Below are 25,446 nucleotides of genomic sequence, written 5' to 3'. Positions count from 1 at the left end.
TAAGAGCAGGAGAAATCATGTCGGAAATGGGTGCTTACGGACGACTGATCACTCTGCACAACCGGTATCAAATAGGGACGGGGATAACCATAAAGCAGCGGGGAGCCCATTGCACTGCGGCGCGCCGAGCGGTGGTTACTTCTGATACAGGTTCGCAATATCCCGCGCGAAATGCTGCATCACCACATGCCGCTTGACCTTCAAGGTCGCGGTTAGTTCGCCATCTTCCTCGGTGAAATCGCGGTCGAGAACATGGAACTTCTTGACGGCCTCCGCGTGCGACACCGTGCTGTTGGCGTCGTTAATGGCGTCCTGGATCTCCGCGCGCAACACCGGGTTGGCGTGCAACTCGCGGTTGCTCACATTGTCATTAACACCGTGGTCGCGCTTCCACTTCTCCAGGGCGACCTCGTCGAGCGTGACAAGGCATCCGATGAACGGCTGGCCATCGCCGACGAGCATCACTTGGCTGATCAACGGGTGCGTGCGCATGCGGTCTTCCAACGGGCCAGGCGACACATTCTTGCCACCCGCGGTCACCAGCAATTCCTTCTTTCGGCCAGTGATCTTGAGGTGTCCGGAATCGAGGATCCCGCCCAGATCGCCGGTGTGGAAGTAGCCGTCGTCATCGAAGCATTCTTTGGTTGCTTCCTCGTTATTCCAATAGCCATCGAAAATGATGGGGCCCTTCAGACACACTTCTCCGTCGTCGGAAATGCGGGCTGAGCAGCCGCCGGACGGGCGCCCCACGGTTCCGATGATGTTGTCGTCGTAGTTGACACAGAATGCGGCGGTGGATTCCGTCAGACCGTAGCCTTCGTAGACGGTGGTTCCAATGCCGCGGAAGAAGTGGAGGAGCTCGGGGTTCATGGCTGAACCGCCGGAGATTCCATATTGCACTGCCCCACCCATAGCGGCACGCACCTTGCGATAAATGAGGCGGTCGTAGAGAGCTCGACGCCATTTCAGGACCCGCGACGGGCCTTCCTCGTCTAAGGCCTTGGAGTACTGAATAGCTGTCGCCTCTGCGCGCGAGAACAATAGCGATCCTAATGGGCCTTTGCTCTTCGCTTGGGCTTGCACACCATTACGGACTTTTTCGAAAACTCGTGGGACACCTAGGATCATATTCGGCTGCGCACGCTGGAATTCGATGCTGATCGTGGAGAAGTCGGACCAGTGAGATTGTTGTGCCCCACCGATAGCCATTGCCAAAGAAATGGCCCGCGCGAAAACGTGTGCTAGCGGGAGGAAAGTGATGTAGCGCATGCCGGGCCGGGCGATGGTCCGGGCGATGTTGTGGGTCAGTAGAGAGCGCGCTTCGCCCAGCCAGTTTGCGTGGGTGAGCCGACATCCCTTCGGCCGGCCCGTGGTACCGGAGGTGTACACCAAACTTGCTAAGTCAGAGGATTTCGTGGAATGGATGCGCTCCCACACAGCGTCATCGGACACATCACGGCCTTCAAAAGCGAGCGTATCCAAGGCTGAGGAATTAAATTCCAGAATGCGTCGAAGTTTGGTTGGGGACCCTTTCAAGCGCGGTTTTCCATCGCTATCCAATTCCAGGAACCGCATAAGTTCGGTGTGCTCACGAGTTTCCGTAATCGCGAATACGGTTCCTGAATCCTCAATAATCCACTGAATCTGGCTTGCCGACGACGAACCATAAATCGGAACAGTCACCGCCCCCGCAGCCCAGATGGCGAAGTCCATGACTGTCCACTCGTATCGCGTTTCCGACAGCAATGCGACACGATCGCCGTGCTCGACGCCGTTGGCAATAAGCCCCTTCGCCACAGCCATGACCTCGGCAATGAACTCTTCTGACGTCACACTGACCCACTCGAAATTCTTGGGACGAGTGAATAACGCCAGCTTGGGACGTCGTTTATTGTTATCCAGAACTGCGGTCAAACAGGTTTCATTCTCGCCCACTGAGTAGAGAGCCTTGGTAGAGCTTTCTTGCATTGTTCATTAACCTCCGAGTACCTGACTGTGTGACCTACGCTACTTTTGTGATTGGTGAATAATCTACGCTATTCCGCCCACTCAATGTGGGGGATCAAATAATTAATGCTATCCCCCACCACATTCGGGCCACCACCACCCCCACAAGCAGCACTCATTTTCCCGACGGCCGCCATTAACCCCCGCCAGGTCCCCACGCGAGCCTGTTCAGACATCATCTTTCTGCAAGAATGGCCCCGTGACCTACTCAGAAAAGCTCCGCTCCCTCAGCGCACACTGTGGCGTTGCAACGTCCTATACCGACTATCGCGGCTCTCACGTGGACGTCGCCGACGAAACACTCGAAAATACACTGCACACCCTTGGCCTTAGTTTTTCCCACGACGACGCCGGCATCGATGCAGCTAGCGAATACTTTTACACCAAAGAAGCCACCCGCTCCCTTCCCCCCACTGTTATCGGAGTCGAAGGCGAAGATGTCACCTTCCCCGTTCACGTTATCGACGGCGAGCCTGTGGACGTCTGGGTAGTCACCGAAGACGGTCAGCGGCATGACTGCCACCAGATTGAGGATCTCACCCCCGCGAGGCACGTCGATTATCCCGTCGACCATGCTGGAGAACCACTGACGGGAAATGAGTCCGAGTCGGACCCCCATGCTCCCGGCGCGGCGAGCTACGGTCAGGCGTCATTTACTCTCTCGAAAGACCTGCCGCTGGGATGGCACACCATTTATGCGTCCTCGCCCACACGCGGCGAGGCAGAAACGACGCTTATTATTACGCCCTCCCGCCTCTCTGCTGCCGACGACCTCGTCGCTCAACCACAAGCGGGGTTGATGGCGCAACTGTATTCAGTTCGCGATTCCGGGGCCTGGGGAATTGGGGATTTCTACACCCTGGGCACGCTCGCCCGCCACGCTGCAGAGCAGGGGAGCTCGTTTATCCTGACCAACCCACTTCACGCTGCGGAGCCCGTCCCGCCGGTGGAGGACTCCCCGTACCTTCCCACAACGCGTCGCTATATCAACCCGATTTATATCCGTCCCGGCGCGATCCCCGAGGCCGCCCACCTCCCCGACGACGCCGCCGAGGCTCTGCAGGAACGGGGACGACGTCATTATCCAGAGAACACCTCATCGGCCTATATCAACCGGAACCCTATTTACGCCGATAAGTTGCTGAGTTTGAAAGACATTTACGACGTCGAACGGTCGGCAACGCGGCAACACGCGTTCGATACTTTTGTTGAGCATGAGGGTGAGGGCCTCACCCACTTTGCGCAATGGTGCGCTGACCAGGCAGAACCGTGGTGGCGCGAGAAGCTCGGTCATGACGGGGACGACGATTCGTTCCCTCCCCGTGATTATTGGGTCGACTTTTACCGGTGGCTCCAGTGGATTGTTGATGAGCAGCTGGAAGCAGCCGACGTGACCGCACGTGATAGCGGAATGACCCTCGGGCTGATGGCTGATCTTGCGGTAGGAGTCCACCCGGGTGGATCAGACGCGGAAGCATTGGCCCCGTACCTGGCTCCGGACTGCTCAGTGGGGGCACCGCCCGATGGGTATAACCAAATGGGTCAGGACTGGTCCCAACCCCCGTGGCACCCGTGGAAGCTGGCAGAAGCAGGGTATCGCCCGTGGCGTGACTTGCTGCGCACTGTCCTTCGCCACGCCGGGGGTATCCGGGTTGACCACATCTTGGGGCTATTCCGCCTGTGGTGGATACATCGCCCCGCACCGGGCGAAGTAGCTGATCCCCGCGCCGGGACGTACGTGAACTACGACCACGCGGCGATGGTGGGCATTCTCGCGCTGGAGGCGGAACGCGCAGGTGCCGTCGTCGTCGGTGAAGATCTCGGCACATTTGAGCCGTGGGTTCAAGATTATTTGCAATCGCGCGGCATTATGGGGACGTCGATTCTCTGGTTTGAAAATGACAACGATGCGCCGCGTCACTCCGGGAATTATCGACGCTTGTGCTTGGCGTCGGTGACGACCCATGATTTGCCCCCGACCGCCGGATACTTAGATGGCGAGCACGTGACGCTGCGGCGGAAGCTGGGAATTTTGACGTCGGATCCGGAAGAAGAGGATGCGAACGACCTGGAGTGGCAGAACCGCGTTCTTGACACGGTGCGCGAACATGGTGATTTCGACGGGACTCCTGCCGACGTGTCCTACGACGGGCTGGCGCGCGATGAACGGCCAGATTCGGCGGCCATTATCGCTGGGCTGCACAAATTCCTGGCGGAGTCGCCCGCTGCGCTGACCTGCACGAGTTTGGTGGACATTGTTCACGATCGGCGAGTGCAAAACCAGCCCGGAACCACGGCGGACATCTACCCCAACTGGAGGATTCCGTTGTGCGATGGTGATGGAAAAGCAGTGGTGCTGGAGGACCTATTTAGGTCCGATGAGTGGGCGCAATCCTATTTCCACTCACGACGGTGACGTGTACCCGTAGCGGTGACGTGTACTAGAAATGCGCCACGAGGTAGGCGACCACGATAACCGCTATGAGGAGAAAGAGGAAGTTTCTCACCTGGGAATTCTTCACGAGTCCTCCTTCCCATCATCGCCGTCCGCTGTCAGGTTGCGATCGTTAATTGCATTCTCGATCGGTATACCGACCTTATCAACAAGGTGAAGAACGGCCCACGCCACACCCATCGACACAAGGACGACAATCGGTATGACGATGGGAGCTTGGCCCCACACGGATAAAGAGATTATCCATTGCTCTGCCGAATTCCATGCGTCCGCAATGGATTGGGATAACGACGAAGAGGGCGGGGAAGAGAGTGCGGTGGCGTGTATAGCGGTGCCATGTAGGTCCGCCGATGCTGCACCGGATAAAACTAAAACATCAGGGTGGATCACCATGGCACGATCCCCGCTCCTCCTCGATACGGTTTCTTGGTCATATTCTTAGTCACAGGCCCCTCGGCCAGACGGCTCCCATTATGCACGCCTTTGACGCGGGTTAAGGGCCCAAGCCTCCTGTCATAAACGTGATTGAATGGTTTTATGACTTCGGAGCCGCCTACCGAACCGTCGACAGATATGACGGCGCTCGACGACCGCGCGGAAAATAGCAATGCAGAGGGCACTCACTCGCACGCCACCAGTGACGATGCTCGGGCTCGTCTCTACGCCTCCACGGCTGAACTCTACGATCGTGTGGCGGCTCGCTTGTCTTCCCGGCTCATCCGCGCGTACTCAACGTCGTTTACCTTATCGACGCGTCTACTTGGCCCACGAGTCCGGCAGGATATCCACAATCTCTATGGGATTGTCCGCGTGGCCGATGAGGTTGTCGACGGCGCAGCAGGTGGCCATGGCCTGCCCCCTGAGGCCATTCAGGACGTCCTCAACGACTATGAACAACGTGTTCATAAAGGCTGCGCCACCGGGTTTTCGACCGATCCGATTATCCACGCCTTCGCCGGCACAGCGCGGTCATGTGACATCAAAAGCAGCCATCTAGCTGCATTTTTCGAATCGATGCGGGCAGATATTCCCTCGTCTTCTTCCCCATCTACCCCGGCGTCGCCCTCCACCAACCAGCACGTGCCCCAGTCCACAACGGTGTACGACGCCGAGACCCGCGACACCTACATTTATGGTTCAGCGGAAGTCATTGGCCTCATGTGCCTGTCGATTTTCTTGCGCGACGAAACTCCATCACCGACCGACCGTCACACGATGGAAGAAGGTGCTCGTCATCTTGGGGCAGCGTTTCAAAAAATCAATTTTCTTCGGGATTATGCGGCGGACAAAGATGGCCTGAACCGCGATTACGTCGCGCACGGGCAGCCCCTCAATGACGAGACCAAAGATTCTTTCCTGGCTGAGATCTACCGCGATTTATCTATCGCTCACCAGGCAATTCCGCTCTTACCTGTTAATTCACGACTCGGCGTACGCGCTGCATATGCACTCTTTTTAAAGCTTGCTCATTCCCTTGAGCACACACCGGCTCAGAAGGTGACGTCCTCCAGGATCCGCGTGGGAAATGCCACGAAGCTTCTTACGACAGCACAGTCCGTCGTGGCCGGGGAAACTCGCCGCTTCCGCACACGCCATCGTCGCGGTGCCAATTCTTGACGTTCTCATCATCTTCTCAACGCAGCCTGCGTCGCCGTGGCCAGAGTCGGCAATAATGACTGGACCTCCCAGAGGGATGAGGTTTACATGGGTGGGTTTGAGCCGAACTGCCCAGGTCATTCCCCTGAATATGTTCCATGTCACCGATAACGACTATCCTTGCTGCCATGCCTGGCCACCAATTTTCCACCCTCTCGATAGAGGAACTGCGTGCCCGCGGAACAAGGAAGTGGACTCATTTCCCTCCCGACGTGCTGCCCGTCTGGATCGCGGAATCCGACTTTGATACCTGCCCGGCCGTGATCGACGCTGTTAACGCGGGTGTTCGTCGGCAATATTTCGGTTATCCACCCGAACTCCCCGAGCTCGGGGAAGCTCTCGGTTCGTGGTGCCACGATGCATACGGGTGGGACGTTGACCCGACTGCCATCGTGGGCGTGCCCGATGTAGTTCGAGGTCTTCGGCTGGCCATCACGCACTTCACGAATCCGGGTAGCCCCATCGTCATCCCTACCCCTGCGTATATGCCGTTTTTCGCCCTGCTGGAGGTATGCGACCGGCCTGGAGTGTTCGTCCCCATGATCCAGGACACCGCGACCGGCCGCTGGGTATTCGACCTCGACGGGCTGGAGCGGGCATTCGCGAACGGTGCTGGCAGCATGATCCTGTGCAATCCGCACAACCCCTTGGGCACCGCTTTTACTGCCGACGAACTTCGCGCGGTGACCGACCTTGCAGCCGGCTATGACGTGCGCGTTTTCTCCGACGAAATCCACGGGCCTCTGGTTTACGATCGCCCGCATATCCCGACGGCGAGCGTGTCCGAGACCGCTGCCCGCGTGACGATCACCGTTACCGCTACCTCAAAGGGGTGGAACACGGCCGGCTTGAAATGCGCGCAACTGATTTTCACGAATCCCGCCGACAAATACGTGTGGGATACGCGGATTAACTTCCTGGACAAGGAGGGTGTGTCGACGCTCGGCCAGCTGGCAGCGATCGGGGCGTACACGAATGGCCGGGAATGGCTCCGGGACGAAATTGATTATCTCCGCGACAACAAAAACCTTCTTGTCGACGCTCTCAACCGGATTCCGAATGTGCGTACCACTAACCCAGAAGCAACGTTCTTGCTGTGGGTAGACATGGCCGATGTGGTCATTCCTGCTGTGCCGGATCAGGCGCAGGAGGGAGAGGACGACGACACCGCCGACGAAGGAATAACGTTCAGCGAAAATATCCGGCGTGGCGGCCTCAATCCCGAGCAATGGCTGGTCAAACACGCGAAGTTAGCACCTAATGACGGTGCTGCTTTCGCTGCACCCCCCGCCGAGTCCGCGCAGGGGAACAAGGCACGGGGGAACGACAACGAAACCCAACCGCTCCCCCACGGATTCGGATGTATTCGGATCAATTTCGCAACCTCGCGCGACATCTGTGAAATGATTGCCAATACGTTGACCCAGCTCTTCGGCTCCGCCGAGAATCCGAATGGCACACCACGTCACACCACACCGAACGGTGTCCCAGAGGCTCACTAACCACCAACGAATCACCCATGGTCGGACTTTTCACAGCACATACGTCGACAACCCCGGCGTCGAAGCGTCGGAAATTGCAATACCTCACCACACTCACGGCAACAACCACGATGGCGGCAGTCTCACTGTTCCTCGGCGGGTGCAGCGCGGGCCACACAGCGGTCCAAAGTGGACGCGTCGCCTCCGACGACTCCGCCGTCATCGCGCTGACGGCAGCCCCCGCCACCCTTGACTTCACAAAATCCGGCGGCGCGGCGATACCCCAAGCCTTGATCGGGAATGTGTACGAAGGGCTGGTCCGAATATCGTCCCAAGGAGATATCGAACCCCAGTTGGCGACGTCGTGGGACCTCTCCCCGGACCGCACCACCTACACCTTTCACCTGCGGAAAGGGGTGCATTTTTCCAACGGCGACGAGTTCACCGCCGATACCGCGAAGTTCAGCATCGACCGGGTGAAGTCGGACGCGTGGACCAACGGTCTCAAATCGGGGATGAAGCCGGTGACGCGCACGCAGGCCGTCGATAAATACACGTTGGCGGTGACGCTCTCCGCGCCCAGTAATGGCTGGTTGTGGTCGATGGGCACGCTCATTGGGGCACAGATGACGCCCCGTGGCGTCGATCATCTGGCCACTAAACCCGTCGGGACCGGGCCTTTTACCGTCGACGAGTACAAAGTCGGTCGATTCCTCACCTTGACGGCGAACACGTCATATTGGGGCCAGCAACCGGCCACCCGCCATGTGGCGTTGCGTTACATGACGGATTCCACCGCGACAGCAAATGCGCTCCGATCGGGTGACGTCGACGCGATTGTCGGGATGGATGCCCCGGAGATGGTCTCGTCCTTCCGCGAGAACAACCGGTACGCCGTCGACGTTGGCACGACCACCGGCAAAGTTCTGCTGACCATGAACAATAAGCGTGCGCCGTTTAACGATGTCCGCGTCAGACGGGCGGTGATGTACGCGATCAACCGGCAAGCGGTGATCGATACCGCGTGGGGTGGATTTGGTGAGGACACCGGTGGCGTGCCTGCCCCGCCGACGGATCCGTGGTCGTACCACTCCACCGAGTACCCCTACGATCCTGACCGTGCTCGGCAGTTGCTTGCCGAAGCCGGTGTCCATGATGCCGATATCACCTTCACCGTGCCGGCCCGCGCGTATGCCACTAATGCTGCAGAGCTCATTATTTCTGAGCTGGAGGACGTCGGAATTCACGCTCATATCGAATCGCAGGAATTCCCCGCCGTGTGGTTGTCTCAAACTCTTACCCAACATGACTACGACATGTCCATCATTGAGCACGCTGAGGCCAGGGACATTCCCACGTTGTTCGGAAACCCTGACTACTACCTCGGTTACGACGACGAGCAAACACGCACACTCTTGTCCGCTGCGGATTCCGCTCCCCCTGATGAGTACGCTCCCCTCATGCGCAAAGCTGTTGATCGGATCATGAATCAAGCAGGTGCTAACACGATATTTATCTATCCCAACATCGTTGTGCGGGATAAAGATCTCACCGGTATCCCCACGACTATTGCTGGGCAGGGGCTCGAACTCGCAGGCATAAGCCGCGACCATCACTCGACCGCACGGAGCGAATCATGACAGCTCATGTACGCATCGTAGGCAGGATCGCTCTGCGCTATATCGTGTCCCTGTGGGCAGCGTCGGTCATCATTTTCATGATCATGCGGCTCATTCCGGGTGATCCCGCGGAGGTTTCCCTGGGCGAGACCGCGACGCCACAAGCTATTGAGTCGATGAAGCACACGCTGGGGACCGATCGACCGCTCATCACACAGTATTTTTCATGGGTTACCGGGATGTTGCATGGGCACTTCGGGGTCTCCTACTCCAGTGGGACGGACATCGGGCCAATACTGATGGACCGGACGGCGGTCAGCCTTATTCTGGTTCTGACCAGCATGGTTCTTGCCATTGTGCTCGCCGTCCCCCTGGGGACCTGGGCGGCTATGCGTAACCACAAACCGGACGGCACTGCCCTGTCGGTGCTGGCGCACGTGGGTATCGCCATTCCCAGTTTCTTGGCCGGCATCCTGTTGATCTCGCTTTTTGCCGTCCACTGGAGCATCCTTCCCGCAAATGGATGGGTTCCCCCGAACCAGTCCTTCACCGGTTTTCTCCGACGGCTCATCCTTCCGTGTTGCGCGTTGGCGTTCATTCAGGCAGCGATCCTGACGCGCTATGTTCGATCGGCCGTCTTGGAGGTTCTGCACCAGGAATACATCCGTACCGCCAGGTCAACGGGCTTATCGACGCTCCACGCCCTCGTCGCCCATGGTGCGAGGAATGCAGCCGTGCCCATCGTGGCAGTCATTGGCGTGAACATGGCCACACTTGTCGTCGGAGCTGTGCTCATTGAGCAGGTGTTCGTCATCCCCGGATTGGGATCCTACGTCCTTGATGCGGTGAATAGTCGCGACATGATTACCGTCCAAAGCTGCGTCATGATGCTGGTCACCATCACGCTCACCGTCACGCTGGCTGCCGACGCCGTAGCGGCGCTGATTGACCCCAGAATGTCGAGGTCACGCCTTGTCTAACGCACGCACACAAGTACCACGTTCCGAGAGACCGAATCCAGTGATGGCAGGGAAGAATCGACGGTTAACGGCGGTGACCCGCGCCAACCACCGCGTCATGTTCATGGTTGGGGCAGCCGTGGTGAGCCTGGTCGTCCTTGTCGCGCTGATATCGCTGGTCTGGACACCGTATGGGCCGCAAGAGGCTAACCCGGCGTCGGCACTGCAGCCACCGAGTTGGGACCACTGGATGGGAACCGACCGATACGGCCGGGATACGTTATCGCGGATCATGGTCGGATCCCAGATCTCACTCGAAGTGAGCGTTCTTGCGGTTGCGATTGGTGCCGGCGTCGGAGTTACGCTCGGGATACTTTCCGCAGTCCGCGGAGGGTGGCTCGATTCCTTCATCATGCGGCTGTCGGATTTAGCGCTGGCATTCCCGGCACTCCTGTTGGCGATCATCGCCGGATCGGTCGTCGGTGTCGGCACGTCGTCAGAGATGATGGCCATTGGGATTGCGTTTATCCCCAGCTTTGCTCGCGTATCCCGCGCGGGCACCCGCCAAGTCCTCAGCCAGGACTACATTTTGGCCGCGCGAAGTGCGGGAATGAGGTGGTTTTCCATTGCAACGAGGCATATCGTTCGTGGAATTATTGGTCTCATCATTGTCCAGGCGACGGTCTCGGTGGCGCTCGCCATTCTGGCTGAGGCAGGGTTGTCATTCCTAGGCCTGGGGACAACGCCGCCGCAGGCCTCCTGGGGGCGGATGCTCCAGGACTCTCAGGTTTTCCTCGATTCACACGCGGAGCTGGCTCTATGGCCGGGGCTCGCTATCGCCCTCACGGTGCTGGGGTTCAATCTTCTTGGCGACGGGCTCCGCGACATCCTCGATCCGTTCTCCCACCGGGCAATGTACGACGCTCCAACCACGATCACGGCTCATGGGGAGCCTGAGCAGGGGCCGAAATCAGAGGAGTCGCCGCGAGAAACAGCGCTGGAGTCGCCGCTAAATTCGTCGGCTGATCCAGCGGTGGACGAATCGTCGTCGGCAATTTTGCAGGTGAGAGACCTGTCATTGACCACCCCGCGTTCTGCAGATACTGCCACGAACGGGCGTCGATTAGTTGATTCCCTGAGCTTCAGTCTCGAGCCCGGTGACCGACTCGGGCTCATCGGCGAATCCGGATCGGGGAAGTCACTAACGGCACTGGCGATCATGGGACTTTTGCCCGACGATGTGCGCCCGTCCGGATCGATCATGTTTGCCGGCAACGAAATTGTGGGCGCTGCTGATAGCATCCTCAGCCAGTTCCGGAGCGTGCGCATGTCGATGGTTTTCCAGGAGCCAATGACCGCTCTGAATCCGCTCATGACCGTGGGCAAACAAATCGAACGCGCATGTCGGGCCGGCGCACGAGAGGACAAGCGTGCTGGCCGGAACCGACGTTCGTCTGGTTACAGCCGACGAGAGCGTGACGCTAAAGTCCGTGAGCTTCTTGAGTCAGTCGGGCTCCCCGAGCGCGCTTACTATTCGTATCCGTTTGAGCTCTCCGGGGGCCAACGCCAGCGAGTTCTCATCGCGATGGCGTTTGCGAATGACCCTGAGCTTCTCATTTGCGACGAGCCAACAACGGCCTTGGATGTCACAGTTCAGCGGTCTATTTTGATGCTGATCAACCGGCTTGTTCGCGAAAACAACACCGCGCTGCTGTTCATCACGCATGATCTGTCGGTCGTTGCTAACATGTGTGACAACATTCTGGTCTTGAAGGATGGGGTTCCGCGCGAATACGGGCCGACAGAGCGCATCTTGCGGCATCCCCAAGATCCATACACGACGATGCTGGTTCAGAATGCACACGTTCATGACATTTGCGACGAACACGATGCACAGGGTCACGATACGTCCGCCGAACATGATGCACGCGACGAGATTTCGTCGACGCCGTCGTCAACCGATCCTCTCATCCAGATCCGCCATGTGAGCCAGGTGTTCGACCAACGTCAGAACCGCTTCGGGCTGTCGTCGGCAATCACTGCTGTTGACGATGTGACATTAGACATCCGCCGGGGCGAACGCCTTGGCATCGTCGGCGAATCTGGATCGGGCAAAACTACCCTGTTGAAGATTATGGCGGGACTCAGCCGGCCGACATCCGGCGATGTCCGTGTCGACGGGCACGCCATTACCAATCCGCACGATATGAGCCCCTACGGCCAGGTTGTTTTCCAGGATCCACGTGGTTCTTTGGATCCCACAATGACTATTGGCGATTCGCTCGCCGAACCACTCCGCGTGCAACCACAACCCCTCCCCCGAGACGAGCAGCGCGAACGCATAGCCACCGTGCTCAAGCAAGTGGGGCTGGATCCGTCGGCAATAGATCGGTTCCCTCACCATTTCAGCGGTGGCCAACGGCAGCGGATTTCACTTGCCCGTACGCTGACTACCCACCCTCAGATTCTTCTTGCCGACGAGCCCGTCTCGGCGTTGGACGTCACCGTGCGGAACCGCGTCATTGCGCTTCTCGACGAACTTGCCGAAGACTATGACCTGACAATGGTGTTCTTATCGCACGATCTTGACGTTGTGCGGCACATTTGCGACACGGTTGCTGTGATGAAGAACGGGCGGATCGTCGAAAAGGGAACAAGCGATCAGATTTATCGCAATCCTCAGCATGAGTACACGAAGGAACTGATTAGCGCTGCCCGCCAACCGGTCCCGCCGACATAAGATTCAACATAAATCTCAACCGGCCGTGACAGAGCGGCTGGTAAGCTCGCCGGCATGAAAGCTAAGTACCATTTTGATCCTGAGGGGGACGATTCCATCACGAATACCAATGAGCATTACAACTTTTATGAGCAGCTCAACCTGGATCCGTCGTTAGCGCCGGAAGAGCTTGTTGATATCTGCACGTCCCGGCTGCGTGAGCTGGAGGATAACGGTGTTCCTGAAACCGACGCGCGCGTGCAAGAGCTTTTAGCTGCGCGGACGATTTTCCACAATGACCGGGCGAAGACCACCTACGACGATGCGCTGCAGCGGACTGATATCCCGGCTATGACTGTTCCTGCCCTGCGTCATCTTGCCCGTACAGGCACATTGCCGGATGAGTATGCCAGTGCCTCAGCTTCCGGCACACATGGTGATGAGGTGGCCGCACACTGGGGTGAGGAGAACGCGGTTGCTGGTCAATCCTCGGAAGAGGACTTGGGCCCATCTGCTGACTCTGAGGACGATGCCCGGTCCTCCGCCAAGGCCCTTTCGCCGTTTAGCGCTGCTCCCACACCAATCAAGATCAGCGTGACGTTGATCGGTCTCATGGGAATCATTGCGGCGATTGCCGTCATATGGTCCCGGTTCTCCGACGATGTTCAAGTTATTCGGTACAACCCCATGACTGGCGCTGTGATGTATAACCACCCGACGTTCACAGTCAACGAATCGTGGGCAATGCTCACGATGGGGGCCGGCATCCTTATTCCTGCCCTCCTGATGCCCCAGCTTCGACGCTTTATGCGCGTACCCGTGCTTGCCTACGCGTTAACGGGTCTGATGCTGTCAGCGTTTCCGTATAAGTCCGTGATCGTTGGTGAAGGCGACAAAATCGTGACCATCATCACCGCACTAGCATCGGCTGCGCTGATCGCCCTCGCCATGATGATGACCACTCGTACCCGCACAACCAACGCATCTGCGCAGGATGGTTTCACTACCCCGGATTCTGATGCCTCTTCCTTTGGCGCACAGAACCCGGATGCTGAGACCACGATGAGCACACAGAACGCAGCAGATGCTGAGACGGCCGCGGCTTCGCAGGCCGCAACCAGTGCAGAGGCTGCCAACCAGCCCACTGCCCCGGCCGGCAAGCAGACTAACGAATAGGTTTGCCTTTCTCGTCGTACGTGTAAAAGCCTCGGCCGGTCTTCTTTCCTAGCCGACCGGCTTGCACCATACGACGCAGCAGGGGCGGGCAGGCGTATGTCGGGTCGCCGTATTCGTCGACCATGACATCGGCAATCGAGGCCACAGTGTCCAGCCCCACCATGTCAGAGAGTGCAATAGGCCCCATGGGATGTGCTGCACCATTGCGCATACCAGCGTCGATGTCTTCCTTCGTTGCCACGCCATTTTCGAGCATTCGGATCGCAGAGAGCAGGTAGGGCACTAACAAGAAGTTGACGATAAACCCGGAGCGATCCTTCGCCTTGATCACCGTTTTCTTCAACACTTCACTGGCCCACTCTTCGGCCCGATCCGCGACGGCGTCCGTCGTATCCAAGGTTCGGACGTGCTCAACTAGGGGAAGAACCGGGACAGGATTGAAGAAGTGCAGCCCCATCACGCGACCTGGGTTCGACGTTGCCGACGCAATCTGCTGAATCGGCAACGACGATGTGTTAGAACACAAAGGCGTATCGGGATCCGAGACAATCTTGTCGAGCTTCCCGAAAATATCGGCTTTGACCTCGGGGTTTTCAACAATCGCTTCGCAGACCAGTTGACGGTCTGCAAATTCCTCCAAGTCAGTGGTGATGCGGATACGCCCGAGCGCAGCGTCTTTGTCTTCCTCAGACAGCTTGCCTCGTGATACACCGCGCTCCAATGACTTGGTGATCCTCTCGAGGCCTTTGTCGGCGAACTCCGGGGTAGCTTCCCACGCTACGACGTCGGAACCATGACGAGCAGCAACCTCGATAATGCCTGACCCCATCTGACCAGCACCGACGACACCTACGCGCAACGCTGAGATGTCAACCGAGTCCGATGACTTGTCGTTGTTTTTCTGATCTACCATGAGTATGTTGTCCCCTCTGTTGCTTTTCGTCGCTGCGATCAGCGCTTCATTGGCGATTTCCCTTATCGGTGGTTTCCCTCATCGTAAAAACATCACTGACTTTTCGTCGGAAAATACGAAAGAAAGTGACAGTAGCACTCGCCCGGTGCCCATCCTCGTACTAGTCCCCCGTGCCAGTGTGAGGGCTTTTACCAGGTCTTATATTGCTTATCGTTGACGAAAAAGCCGTGTCCTTCAGCGCTGGTACACGTCATTCCGCTTGCCTTCGATGTGCATGTGTAGGTGGTTGTGTAGTTCCCCTGGACTTGGATAGTTTTCGATTGACCATAAGGCAGCACAGGTCCTGTCCGTGGGAATTCTCCCTGCAAGAGCCAGTGGCACGGTTCCGCGTCGGGACCTCGGCGGAAACCAATCATGGTGTCATTTCTCGCTTCGACGCCCAGATATGGGCACCGGTTTTCGTCGCCCCACCGGGGGTGCTGATGGACATCGCAGCCATCGTCATCCATCCCGCGGAACTGGCACACGATGTTGCCGCTGGGGCTCTGAAATACCGTCCGGCCTGGTGGGGTCGTGGTTGTGGCCCCACTTGCTGCGCCACTGCCGGTCCTGGGAGTTGCCGTCCCATTCTTAGCGGTTCGTGGCGTTGCTGCGCGGTTCCCCTGAGCACCGCCCTGTTGTTGCTGGGCAGTTCTATTCGTCGCACCGCGCTGCGTGCCAGTATGACGGCTCGTCGTCGTCGAATTGAGGCTGGGATGTGGGTTGTCTTGCGGGGCCTCTGTCGCCGGCTGCGGTGCACGCGCGTTCGAGGTGGAATGAGTCTGCGACTGAGTTGCCGACGCTACCGACGTGTGATCATGGGCAGAATTCGCAACATCATCGCTGCTGCTACACCCAGCTAAGCCACCGCCGACGACAATCCCGACGGCCACCGCGATGCTCGCGCCGCGTCGTGTGGTCTGCATGATCCGTCGACAACCGGCACGCCCAAAAAGGCCACGAGACTGGGACACCTCGTGGGGTCCCGTTAACTCGGGTTGGCGACGTCGACCATGGGGAGCATTCATATCACCGACAATACGTGACAACGCCGGGATAGGACACCCCCATTTCGCGCCACGAGATAGGTATGAGGTACGAAGGAAAACTCACTACAGAGGCCATCGGGGCAAGGGTGCTCACTGTGAATAACGGCCACACCCGACGTGTTATCCGTAGTTTCCCCACGTCACCCCTATCCGAACTCGAGTTCGAATTTTGTGTGTATGATGTCCCTCATGCGAACGACGCGAGCACATTGTTCCAGCCATCATGGACCACTGTTTTCCCACTATTCACTCTCAGCACTGGTGGGCATTGTTCTCAGCCTCGGCCTTGTGATGCCCCTTGCAGGCTGCGGCGATATCGCTACACAGGGCAACAATGGTTCATCTTCGGCAAGCTCGCCGGCTAACAATGATGCCGCTCCCGCAAACGACGGCACTGCACCAAAGGACAATGGCTCAGCCGACGATGGCTCGTCACCCGCAGATTCTCCTGATCAAGGCGCTAATGAACCACCCGCAACGGATGCTGCTTTCCCCGGTTCCCCACGTGCTGAGCACATCGGCCAGCTGAGCAAACAAGAAAGCGCCGACGCACTCACAGCCCTGAATGTCCCCTTCCCCACCGGCGACATTCACGCACTTCTGGCCGCACTACCTGAATCCCCACGTCGTGGTGGCGCGGAGAGGTACCAGCGCAAGAATTTCGGCCCGTCATGGGCGGATGTGGACCGCAACGGCTGCGACACCCGCAATGACATCCTCCACCGAGACCTCACGGACATCACGACGAAGCCGCCACAGGGATGCGTCGTTCTCACAGGGGAATTACATGACCCCTACACAGGCAACACCATCGATTTCCACCGAGGGAAGAAAACCTCGCAGGCGGTACAAATCGACCACGTCGTCGCGCTATCCAATGCCTGGGCCAGTGGCGCCTATGCCCTGCCGTATGCCGCGCGCACTGCACTCGCCAACGATCCGCTCAACTTGCTCGCCGTGGACGGCCCCACCAACAACGCCAAATCTGACAAGGACGCTGCCGAGTGGATGCCGCCGAACACCGCCTACCAGTGCGGATACGCCGACCGCCAAGTCCGCGTGAAGTCGAAATACCATCTACGGGTTACACGACAGGAAAAGGAGGCGCTCACCGCCGTGCTTAATCAGTGCGCGGCGTAGCGCCCCCCACAGCCCGGCGCGGCCTACTTCTTTCCCTCGTCCGTCGACAAGGCCGCAACGAAGGCTTCCTGAGGAACCGACACAGAACCGATACTCTTCATGCGCTTCTTACCGGCCTTCTGCTTCTCCAAGAGCTTGCGCTTACGTGAAATATCGCCGCCGTAGCACTTAGCCAACACGTCCTTGCGGACAGCGCGGACATTCTCGCGAGCAATGATTTTCGACCCGATCGCAGCCTGAATCGGTACCTCAAACTGCTGACGTGGAATAAGCTCCTTGAGTTTCGTCGTCATCTTATTGCCGTACCACTGCGCATTGTCCCGGTGCACGATGGCAGAGAACGCATCCACCGGATCGCCCTGCAAAAGAATGTCGACTTTCACGAGGTCAGCGATCTGCTCGCCAGCGTCCTCATAGTTCAAGGATGCGTAGCCCTTGGTGCGGGACTTCAACATGTCAAAGAAGTCGAAGATGATCTCTCCCAGCGGCATGGTGTACCGCAGCTCGACGCGGTCCTCTGACAGATAATCCATGCCACCCATCTGGCCGCGCTTGGACTGGCATAGTTCCATCGTCGGACCCAAAAACTCCGCCGGAACGATCACCGTCATCTTCACGATGGGTTCGTAGATCTCCCGCGGTTTTCCATCCGGCCAATCCGAGGGATTACGCACCTTGATCTCTTCGCCCGCCTCCGTCACCACGCGATAGACCACCGAGGGAGCCGTCGAAATCAAATCCAAGTTGAACTCGCGCTCCAGCCGAGCACGGGTAATTTCCATATGGAGCAAGCCCAAGAACCCGCACCGAAAACCGAAGCCCAGCGCCACGGACGACTCCGGCTCATAGGTCAACGCGGCGTCGTTGAGCTGCAGTTTCTCCAAGGCGTCGCGCAAATCCGGGTACTGATCCGCCGAAATCGGGAACAACCCCGAATACACCATCGGCTTCGGCTCTTCATAACCCTTCAACGGTTCGGTGGCGGGGTCATTCACCACGGTCACGGTGTCGCCTACCTTCGACTGGCGCACATCCTTCACACCCGTGATGAGGTACCCCACTTCGCCGACACCCAAACCGTCGGTCTTCTTCGGCTGTGGCGAAACAACACCGATCTCCAGCGTCTCGTGCGTGGCCCCCGTCGACATCATCTGAATCTTCTCGCGGGCCTTCAGCCGACCATCCATCACGCGCACATAAGTCACGACACCGCGATAGGTGTCATACACCGAATCGAAAATCAGCGCGCGGGCGGGCGCATCCGCGTCGCCGGTCGGCGCAGGAACAACATCACACAACTTGTCTAACAGTTCGGGGACGCCGTCGCCCGTCTTCGCCGAGACCCGCAACACTTCTTCCGGTTCACACCCGATGATCAGCGCCAGCTCGTCGGCAAACTTGTCGGGATCCGCCGCGGGAAGATCAATTTTGTTCAAGACCGGAATAATTTCCAGGTCATTCTCCATCGCGAGATATAAATTCGCGAGTGTCTGCGCCTCAATACCCTGAGCTGCGTCGACAAGAAGGATGGCACCCTCACACGCCTCGAGCGCACGCGAGACTTCATAAGTGAAGTCGACGTGACCGGGGGTGTCGATGAGATGGAGCACAATCTGCTCACCCGCATGATCCCCAGTCTTGGGGACCCACGGCAGGCGCACGTTCTGGGCCTTAATCGTGATGCCCCGTTCGCGCTCAATATCCATGTTGTCCAGATACTGGTCGCGCATGTCACGATCACCGACCACCCCGGTGAGCTGCAGAATTCGATCCGCCAAGGTCGATTTCCCGTGGTCGATGTGTGCGATGATGCAGAAGTTCCGGATACGCTCCGGGTCGGTGAACGTTGTTTCCGCGTAGTTGGTGGCCATAAAAGAGCTGTGATCCTCTCCGTCAGTACTCGGTGATCACAGTACTAGACGTTGGATTGCACCACTTTTCACACCGAATTATTGTGGGGACATGTTCGTACCGCGAGGAAATTCGGGCCCATTTTCATACGACTCTGAGCCCGAACGCCACACGCAGCGGTCTTCCCTGATCCGTCACATCACCGGCTTTCTTTCCCACAAGCGGGCAACCACGAGTGACGACGACTTCGAACTCCCTGACGCAGCCGCGAGGTCGCATTCACCACGCCGATCTCGTCGCGTGCCGACGTCATTCTCGCGGCCATTCCACCACGAGGGTGCTCTGGATCAAGGCCTTGCTTCACTACAGCAGGGGCTAGGCATGACGGACTCCAACGTATCGACGTTTAACAACGAAGATGAGCCGGTTCTCGCCCGGCCCACTGGTGCCTGCGCCTCTACCCTCATTTATGCGCCCGATATGGATGGACAAGCCGATCCTGGCGAGGTGGTGTGGGTTCATTCCCCGAACAAGCAATCGGATGGCCGGGAACGAGCAATCGTTATTCTTGGCCACCACGAGCGATACATCCGCGGGCTTCTTATTTCGACGAATGACGAGCACTCGACGGATAACAACTGGCTTGAAATCGGCGCCGGGGGCTGGGACATGCAAGGCCGGCCCGCATGGGTTCGGTTGGACAAGATCATTGAGGTTCCTGACCACATGATTCGTCGGAAAGGGACGGTGTTGCCGCGGCGGCGGTTTGAACGCATCGCCAGCCGGCTGCGGACGGATTACAACTGGCGTTAATAGTAGGCTGCGTAGGCGCCAGTCACCGTTAACCGAGTTTAGCTTGGGTTGGTAGCGCTGATATTGGACGCAATTCTTGAAGCACTGTAAAGTGTCCTGGAGTTCTACCACACATGTGGACGATGAGCCGGAACAAGCAGGACCTTGGGTTTGTTCTTGAAGGTCGCTCATTCACGGGCTGATTTCACGGGCCGATGCCCTTGTACCGCCCTCCACATGCTCTTCACATGAGAAATGACATGAAGAGTTGTGGTAGATCGCGTCGTGCGCACCCAGTGCATGACAAGCGTAGAGAAAGAGGTAATTCCCGTGGCAAACATTAAGTCCAAGAAGAAGCGCATCAAGACAAACGAAAAGGCCCGTCAGCGCAACAAGGCCATCCGTTCTCGCTTGCACACCGAGAACCGCAAGTTCCGTGAGCTCGTCGCTGCTGGTGACAAGGCTGGTGCCGAGGCTCAGCTTCGCCTGGCATCCCGCGAGTACGACAAAGCCGTTACTAAGGGCACTCTTCACCGCAACAACGCTGCGAACAAGAAGTCTGCGATGGCTAAGTTGTTCAACTCGATGGACTAATTTTCCTACGAGCCCGCTGGTTCGTGTGGGCCACACGACCGCGTGATCTCCCGGTCACCCGTCTTTAAGCCCACTGACCAGGGTGTTCCCCGCTCCGCCCGGAGCGGGGTTTTTCATTGCGTCCGCGATGATTGGATTCGCGGCTATTTCATTCGGGCAAGCTCCGCCAAGCGCCGCACACCTAGCTCAACAGCACTGTCTTGATCACCCGCGGCACCTTTAATCCCCGCTTCCATCTGCGCGGCAACCTGCACAGCCTCGGCTATCGCAGCTTGCGACCATCTCTGAGCTATCGGCGCTGTCCGTTTCAGTTTCCACGGTGGCATTCCCAACCGCGACGCATCACGATAGGGATCAATACGCCTACTCCCACTAAGCCGAGCGACCTCGCTGATCCCACGACACACCGCCGTTGATATCGCCATATGAGCCACTCCCAACTGGAGAGCCCGACGCACTTTTGCCACCGACTGGTCCACATTGCCCGCGATAACGTCGTCGGCAATGGAAAAACTGCTGACCTCCGCGGTGCCGGTGTAGTACCGTCTCACGGCTTCGAGGTCGACTTTTCCATCATTATCGGCGACCAGCTGGCTCACTGCCGACGCTAATTCGCGCACATTGGAACCGACGCTCTCGATGAGGGCAGAGACAACGTCCGGGCTCACCCGCACGCGGAATCGGTGGAACTCTGACTGCACAAAAGTGGGCAATTCACGGACCGGAATGGCGTCAGCTCGGTGTTCTTCCCCCAGCTTGAGAAGCTTGGACACCATGGCTTTCGTCCGCCCCTCACCCGAATGTTGAATGATCAGGGTGATGCCCGGCGCGGGGTCTTTCGCAGCGGCAAGAACGAGCGACGCTGGCTCTTTACCTGCATCATTCATGTTGGTAATGACGACGATGCGATCTTCGCCAAAGAGGCTGGGGCTCAGTAGCTCGGTGAGCTCAGGGGCCGTGATATCTCCCGCGCGGACTGTGGTGACGGTGAGTTCATCGCCGGTGGGCGAGTTCTCACGAACACGTTTGACGATGGCATGGCGGTGGCGATCGGCGAGGAAATCTTCTGTTCCGACGATGATATGGACGGGTGCGGGCGCGCCGGATCCCTCCGCAGGGTCGAATGTGGTGCGTGACCTCCGTGATGGTGCCATGCCCGTCAGTCTACTGACCGCTGGGGACATAACGCGGCTCATGGGCAGAACCTCCATGAACAGGTTTTTCCGTTGCTGAGTAGGACAACAATGCCTTCGTCGACAAGCGTGGTGACCGGTGTTCCATTGGCCAGTTGTGTCAGGCGAAAAGATTGATTGCCCGTGCCCGAATGTGACGAGGGCGATGGTGACGTCGGCTTGGTGATGATGAACCACCGTACAGACGAGGACTCTGGATCGATCTGTTTTTTATCGCCGACGAATGCGACGGATTCCCCGTGCTCGCGGTGTGAACCGTCGTCGGCAACAAGGTTCCGAGACGATATCTTCAACTCGCGGGCGCAATCTTTAATACGTCGCTCCAGCTGCAAAGCCACTTCAGGGGCCACATCATCCGCGGGTACAAGTGGCTGCTTGTCGACGGTGACCAAGGCGTAGTGACTGTCTGGCCACATCACCACCGAGATCGACGACGAAAACGGACATACTGCAGCGGCCCACTGAGCCGGAGGGAACGATGGGGACCTCACGAGGTGGGTGATGGTCCACAGGTGGTCGAAGGCGTCGCGTGGTGGACGCAACGCGTACTCCGATGCTTGATTGCTCGATCCACCGCCCGTCGCTCCCACTCCCGCGGAGAACTCTCCTGAGCGATCGCGCTCGCCGGCAGTCGCACCGTCAGTTGCTGCTAGACACGTCGACACGGCGACCACAACGACTCCGACGCTCCCTAGTGCTTTACTCCACCAGCTCGTCGCCCACGTGCTCGTCATCCACCGTCGGAGCCGACGTTGCGTGGAACCGGCTCTCGAGCTAGGAGGCTTGGACACCAGCCGTGAGAGAAAACCACCTGTCCACAACGTCGACAAGAGAATGTATGATCCGACCACGACTGCGATAACGATGATTGCTGAACCTGGTGATCCGACAACCAATTGGGCGGCCTCGCACTTGGCTATCGCGTGCCCGACCCAGCGAATCCACCACAAAACCGGTGTGCATGCAGCCATGCCTACCGACGCCAGCCAAGTGGCTCCACGACACAACGAATCGCTGAGCCATTGAACAGTGTCACAGACCAGCCCGGCACGTGCCCCCAAGGGATGAACCACAGCGCTCAGTGCGCACAGAACCAGCGCGATGGTCCCGATGACGGTGACGGGTGCGACGACGAATCCGACTAAGGAATTGGCCACGATCGAGAGAGCAGAAGTCCGGCCAACAACGAGCAAAATAATCGGTTGAGTTACCACATCTGCAGCTACGCATACGGCGCACCCGGTGATAACTGCCCGCGTGCGCCGCGATACCTCACCGGACTTCCCGCACGCAGTCAATACACGCACCACCACCTTCTCGATGGCATCGGACAAAGGTGGCGCAAGACAAATAATGCCGGCCGTCGCAGCGCACGATAAGGCAAAACCCAAGGACACGGCCATATCCGGGTTCCACACCACGAGCCCGATGATCCCAGCACACAAGGCGGGCAACGCTTGCCGTCGCCTCCCCGCCATCGTGGCAAGAAGCCCCACCGTCCCCGCGACAGCCGCCCGCAACACGGACGCGTCCAATCCGATGAGAAGAACAAACCCCACCAATGAGCATCCCGCGCAAAGATAACGAACACGCGGACGCTCGGTGGAGACAATCGCGGCCACCACTCCGAGGACGATCGCAACATTCGCCCCGGAGACCGCAGACAGGTGGCTGAGGCCGGAGGTGACAAAAGCTGCTTTATCGTCGTCAGATTGTAACGAGGTATCACCGATCACCATCCCCTGAGCCAAACCCTGCAGATCCTCGGGCACATAGCGGCGCGAGGCCTCAAGGAACTCCCGATGGACAGCAGACATCGCATGGCACACGACATTCCAAAACCGGGTGACACTCCACCCCATCGGCCACAATGGAGGCTCCTGCACGACATGTAAGCCCTGGCCTGATCCACTGTGTCCCGCTGACGACAATGCGACTGGTGCGGTTCCCGGCTGGAATGCCTCTTTGACCGACACGAGCCCTTCAAGCCGCTGACCAGGATTAACAGCGCGAAGTTCGGGGCCGCCTGAGACGAAAATATCCGACGGCATTCCCTTGAGCGACACCGAAACGCCATACCGCTCCTGCCCCGGCGCGAAGGGAGATTCGGGAAGCCGACGTGGGTAGGACGTCGCGGTGCAGTCCATCGAGTGGTCGATAAGCAGATGGCTGCCCTGCTTGTGGGCTAACCAATGGCTCGACGAGCGACGGATGGCATAGAGCGACCTGATACCTCCGATGATGGCGCCGACAGCCACCATGAGAAGCTGCAACACCCATGAGCGGCACAAGCCGACCGCGATTCTCTCGCCGTAACTACGTCGACGGCGATTCATATAGCAGCGTGCAGCGATCACCGTCGCTGCTGCTAGTGCAGTACATACCGCCACGGCGGATACGGGGTGGTCGAGCCACCAGGCAATAAAGCCACCATCAGGGTGAAAACTATCCGTTTCTGGTGTTCCCCATCGGAACCACACCACGAGTCCGCTCGCTGCCCATACACCGGCGGCGCAGGGCAGTAACCGGCCATCCAGCGGAACCCGTTCTTTTATTCCTTCACGCTTCGGGCGTCCGGACTGGCTGTCCCCCACAGCAGGCGGGTTGTCAGATCGTGACGGCATCGCGCATCGCGGCCAGTTTTGCGGGGCCTATCCCCTTAACTTCCGCCAATTGGTCGATACTTCGGAACGGCCCGTTCTGCTCGCGGTAGGCAATAATTGCCGACGCCGTTTTGGGCCCGACTCCAGGTATGGCGGTCAGCTCTGCCTCGCCTGCCGTATTGATATTCGTCCCGCCACCCGACTTCGCTGGCGGTCCCTGGCCCGGCGCGGATCCACCGCCCGGGCCTCCCGGCGGCGCCCCCGGTGGGGAACCCGCGTTCCCGGATGGTTCACCGCCGATAATGGTGCCCTCTTTCCCTTCTTCTCCGACGCATATTTGTTGCCCATCAACTAGCTTTTGCGCACGATTAAGGCCGTCCCACCTGCCACGATCAGTCAACCCGCCGGCCGCATTGACGGCGTCATCAACCCGGGCTTGGGCATCCAAGGAGACTAATCCAGGATGAACGACATTGCAGACAACCGCGACCGTAATCGGCTGCGACGCCGCCTCGTGACCACCATGCGATCCCTCCTGGGCCCCGGCCTCTTTTTTATTCGGTGACGCACCTGTTGAACCATGGTCCGACGATTCTGCGTCGGATTTCTCCCTGGCCTCCCCGCGGTGGGTCTCTGCGTCGGCTGACACCACCTGCGCCGCTTTAGACACTGGGCGCTGACTATTGTCGTCCCCCATCAACGCGAAGCCGATCACAGTGGACACCGCGAGTACAGCAAGGACAACTATTCCGACGCACGCCCGCGGTGACATCCCCTGGAGAAACCGGATACCGCGCCGGGCATGTCCATCACGAGAGAAGTCATAAAGGGCAACGTTGCTATCCCCCTCGGCGCGTTCGGCGTCGAACATCCTGATTCGATCGCGAACCGCGCTGTTCACCGGTCTATTCGAAGTATGGACAGGTGAGGACAAGGTGGTGTCCTGTGGTCTCGACCGTGGCACAAAGTCACTTGGGATATAGCCGTCCGGGCCACGCTCAAGTACATCGGTCTCATTGGCGACGTCCGCCCGCATCATCCCCACACTGCCGCTGCTACTCATGAGCCGGAGAGTAGAGAACTCGGCCCATCATCGTTGGGTACATCAGCCATCAGGACGGCCATGTTGTGGATAAACAAAGTTATCCACAGATATGGACAGTGCCCGCTATTGCCCCGCTAGCCCAGATTGCAGCAGTG

18 protein-coding genes are annotated in these 25,446 nt (G+C 58.5%); 10 read left to right on the top strand and 8 right to left on the bottom strand.

Annotated features, from left to right (window positions below; genetic code table 11):
• Window positions 1-135: 135 nt before the first annotated feature.
• The gene (locus tag JMN36_RS00550; protein ID WP_221923636.1) at window positions 136-1,968 is read right to left on the bottom strand and encodes an AMP-dependent synthetase/ligase; all 1,833 of its coding nucleotides are present in this window, start codon (window positions 1,966-1,968) and stop codon (window positions 136-138) included.
• A gap of 238 nt (window positions 1,969-2,206) precedes the next feature.
• On the opposite strand from JMN36_RS00550, the gene malQ reads away from it, so the two are divergent.
• On the top strand, window positions 2,207-4,423 hold the full coding sequence (gene malQ / locus JMN36_RS00545; RefSeq protein WP_221923635.1) for a 4-alpha-glucanotransferase: 2,217 nt from the start codon (window positions 2,207-2,209) through the stop codon (window positions 4,421-4,423).
• A 102-nt stretch (window positions 4,424-4,525) separates the two neighbouring features.
• Here malQ and JMN36_RS00540 read toward each other — a convergent pair whose 3' ends face one another.
• A complete protein-coding gene (locus JMN36_RS00540; RefSeq protein WP_221923634.1) occupies window positions 4,526-4,855 on the bottom strand; it encodes a hypothetical protein in 330 nt (109 codons plus the stop codon).
• Between the two features lie 144 nt (window positions 4,856-4,999).
• Between JMN36_RS00540 and JMN36_RS00535 the strand changes: the two genes are divergently transcribed.
• The 6 genes from JMN36_RS00535 (at window position 5,000) to JMN36_RS00510 (ending at window position 14,072) form a co-directional block, all read left to right on the top strand.
• Entirely contained in the window at window positions 5,000-6,079 is a 1,080-nt protein-coding gene (locus JMN36_RS00535; RefSeq protein WP_236881822.1) for a phytoene/squalene synthase family protein, read from the top strand.
• A 167-nt stretch (window positions 6,080-6,246) separates the two neighbouring features.
• On the top strand, window positions 6,247-7,620 hold the full coding sequence (locus tag JMN36_RS00530; protein WP_204087226.1) for a MalY/PatB family protein: 1,374 nt from the start codon (window positions 6,247-6,249) through the stop codon (window positions 7,618-7,620).
• A gap of 110 nt (window positions 7,621-7,730) precedes the next feature.
• Window positions 7,731-9,239: an ABC transporter substrate-binding protein gene (locus tag JMN36_RS00525; protein WP_221923806.1), complete on the top strand. Its 1,509-nt coding sequence runs from the start codon at window positions 7,731-7,733 to the stop codon at window positions 9,237-9,239.
• Window positions 9,236-10,198 carry an ABC transporter permease gene (locus tag JMN36_RS00520; protein WP_204087227.1) on the top strand — a complete coding sequence of 321 codons (963 nt, stop codon included), beginning with the start codon at window positions 9,236-9,238 and terminating at the stop codon, window positions 10,196-10,198. Before JMN36_RS00525 ends, JMN36_RS00520 begins: the two co-directional genes overlap by 4 nt.
• A gap of 43 nt (window positions 10,199-10,241) precedes the next feature.
• A complete protein-coding gene (locus JMN36_RS00515) occupies window positions 10,242-12,917 on the top strand; it encodes an ABC transporter ATP-binding protein/permease (RefSeq protein WP_221923633.1) in 2,676 nt (891 codons plus the stop codon).
• 54 nt (window positions 12,918-12,971) lie between these two features.
• Complete coding sequence (locus JMN36_RS00510; RefSeq protein WP_221923632.1) at window positions 12,972-14,072, top strand: hypothetical protein; 1,101 nt, start codon at window positions 12,972-12,974, stop codon at window positions 14,070-14,072.
• Here the strand turns inward: JMN36_RS00510 and JMN36_RS00505 are convergent.
• On the bottom strand, window positions 14,062-14,985 hold the full coding sequence (locus tag JMN36_RS00505) for a 3-hydroxybutyryl-CoA dehydrogenase (protein ID WP_204087230.1): 924 nt from the start codon (window positions 14,983-14,985) through the stop codon (window positions 14,062-14,064). The two genes, JMN36_RS00510 and JMN36_RS00505, sit on opposite strands and share 11 nt — an antisense overlap.
• A gap of 188 nt (window positions 14,986-15,173) precedes the next feature.
• Window positions 15,174-16,052: a hypothetical protein gene (locus JMN36_RS00500; protein WP_204087231.1), complete on the bottom strand. Its 879-nt coding sequence runs from the start codon at window positions 16,050-16,052 to the stop codon at window positions 15,174-15,176.
• 210 nt (window positions 16,053-16,262) lie between these two features.
• Here JMN36_RS00500 and JMN36_RS00495 point away from each other — a divergent pair, with 210 nt between their 5' ends.
• Window positions 16,263-17,213, top strand: a complete 951-nt coding sequence (locus JMN36_RS00495) for an HNH endonuclease family protein (RefSeq protein WP_236881824.1) — start codon at window positions 16,263-16,265, stop codon at window positions 17,211-17,213.
• Window positions 17,214-17,236: 23 nt separating this feature from the next.
• Here JMN36_RS00495 and lepA read toward each other — a convergent pair whose 3' ends face one another.
• Entirely contained in the window at window positions 17,237-19,084 is a 1,848-nt protein-coding gene (lepA, locus tag JMN36_RS00490; protein ID WP_204087232.1) for a translation elongation factor 4, read from the bottom strand.
• 91 nt (window positions 19,085-19,175) lie between these two features.
• Between lepA and JMN36_RS00485 the strand changes: the two genes are divergently transcribed.
• Together JMN36_RS00485 and rpsT are read left to right on the top strand one after the other, a co-directional pair.
• Window positions 19,176-19,877 carry a type II toxin-antitoxin system PemK/MazF family toxin gene (locus JMN36_RS00485; protein ID WP_236881825.1) on the top strand — a complete coding sequence of 234 codons (702 nt, stop codon included), beginning with the start codon at window positions 19,176-19,178 and terminating at the stop codon, window positions 19,875-19,877.
• Between the two features lie 309 nt (window positions 19,878-20,186).
• The gene (gene rpsT / locus JMN36_RS00480) at window positions 20,187-20,450 is read left to right on the top strand and encodes a 30S ribosomal protein S20 (RefSeq protein WP_012731973.1); all 264 of its coding nucleotides are present in this window, start codon (window positions 20,187-20,189) and stop codon (window positions 20,448-20,450) included.
• A gap of 143 nt (window positions 20,451-20,593) precedes the next feature.
• On the opposite strand, the gene holA is transcribed toward rpsT, so the two are convergent.
• The 3 genes from holA to JMN36_RS00465 are packed head-to-tail and all read right to left on the bottom strand — an operon-like array spanning window position 20,594 to window position 25,309.
• Window positions 20,594-21,604 carry a DNA polymerase III subunit delta gene (holA, locus tag JMN36_RS00475; RefSeq protein WP_236881826.1) on the bottom strand — a complete coding sequence of 337 codons (1,011 nt, stop codon included), beginning with the start codon at window positions 21,602-21,604 and terminating at the stop codon, window positions 20,594-20,596.
• A gap of 38 nt (window positions 21,605-21,642) precedes the next feature.
• Window positions 21,643-24,267, bottom strand: coding sequence for a ComEC/Rec2 family competence protein (locus JMN36_RS00470; RefSeq protein WP_204087234.1), 2,625 nt, complete (start codon window positions 24,265-24,267; stop codon window positions 21,643-21,645).
• On the bottom strand, window positions 24,251-25,309 hold the full coding sequence (locus tag JMN36_RS00465; protein WP_204087235.1) for a helix-hairpin-helix domain-containing protein: 1,059 nt from the start codon (window positions 25,307-25,309) through the stop codon (window positions 24,251-24,253). The genes JMN36_RS00470 and JMN36_RS00465 overlap by 17 nt, the downstream gene beginning before the upstream one ends.
• Window positions 25,310-25,446: the final 137 nt, after the last annotated feature.

This window comes from Corynebacterium pseudokroppenstedtii, assembly GCF_019754945.1.
Classification (GTDB): domain Bacteria; phylum Actinomycetota; class Actinomycetes; order Mycobacteriales; family Mycobacteriaceae; genus Corynebacterium; species Corynebacterium pseudokroppenstedtii.
Note: the sequence above shows the minus strand (reverse complement) of the source record. Positions and strands in the feature narration are given on the sequence as shown.

Bases quoted from the DNA above. Each gene is read 5' to 3' on its own strand.
- JMN36_RS00550 (WP_221923636.1), bottom strand. From the start codon at position 1,968: ATGCAAGAAAGCTCTACCAAGGCTCTCTACTCAGTGGGCGAGAATGAA.
- JMN36_RS00540 (WP_221923634.1), bottom strand. From the start codon at position 4,855: ATGGTGATCCACCCTGATGTTTTAGTTTTATCCGGTGCAGCATCGGCG.
- JMN36_RS00535 (WP_236881822.1), top strand. From the start codon at position 5,000: ATGACTTCGGAGCCGCCTACCGAACCGTCGACAGATATGACGGCGCTC.
- JMN36_RS00530 (WP_204087226.1), top strand. From the start codon at position 6,247: ATGCCTGGCCACCAATTTTCCACCCTCTCGATAGAGGAACTGCGTGCC.
- JMN36_RS00525 (WP_221923806.1), top strand. From the start codon at position 7,731: ATGGCGGCAGTCTCACTGTTCCTCGGCGGGTGCAGCGCGGGCCACACA.
- JMN36_RS00520 (WP_204087227.1), top strand. From the start codon at position 9,236: ATGACAGCTCATGTACGCATCGTAGGCAGGATCGCTCTGCGCTATATC.
- JMN36_RS00515 (WP_221923633.1), top strand. From the start codon at position 10,242: ATGGCAGGGAAGAATCGACGGTTAACGGCGGTGACCCGCGCCAACCAC.
- JMN36_RS00510 (WP_221923632.1), top strand. From the start codon at position 12,972: ATGAAAGCTAAGTACCATTTTGATCCTGAGGGGGACGATTCCATCACG.
- JMN36_RS00505 (WP_204087230.1), bottom strand. From the start codon at position 14,985: ATGGTAGATCAGAAAAACAACGACAAGTCATCGGACTCGGTTGACATC.
- JMN36_RS00500 (WP_204087231.1), bottom strand. From the start codon at position 16,052: ATGAATGCTCCCCATGGTCGACGTCGCCAACCCGAGTTAACGGGACCC.
- JMN36_RS00495 (WP_236881824.1), top strand. From the start codon at position 16,263: ATGCGAACGACGCGAGCACATTGTTCCAGCCATCATGGACCACTGTTT.
- lepA (WP_204087232.1), bottom strand. From the start codon at position 19,084: ATGGCCACCAACTACGCGGAAACAACGTTCACCGACCCGGAGCGTATC.
- JMN36_RS00485 (WP_236881825.1), top strand. From the start codon at position 19,176: ATGTTCGTACCGCGAGGAAATTCGGGCCCATTTTCATACGACTCTGAG.
- holA (WP_236881826.1), bottom strand. From the start codon at position 21,604: ATGGCACCATCACGGAGGTCACGCACCACATTCGACCCTGCGGAGGGA.
- JMN36_RS00470 (WP_204087234.1), bottom strand. From the start codon at position 24,267: ATGCCGTCACGATCTGACAACCCGCCTGCTGTGGGGGACAGCCAGTCC.
- JMN36_RS00465 (WP_204087235.1), bottom strand. From the start codon at position 25,309: ATGAGTAGCAGCGGCAGTGTGGGGATGATGCGGGCGGACGTCGCCAAT.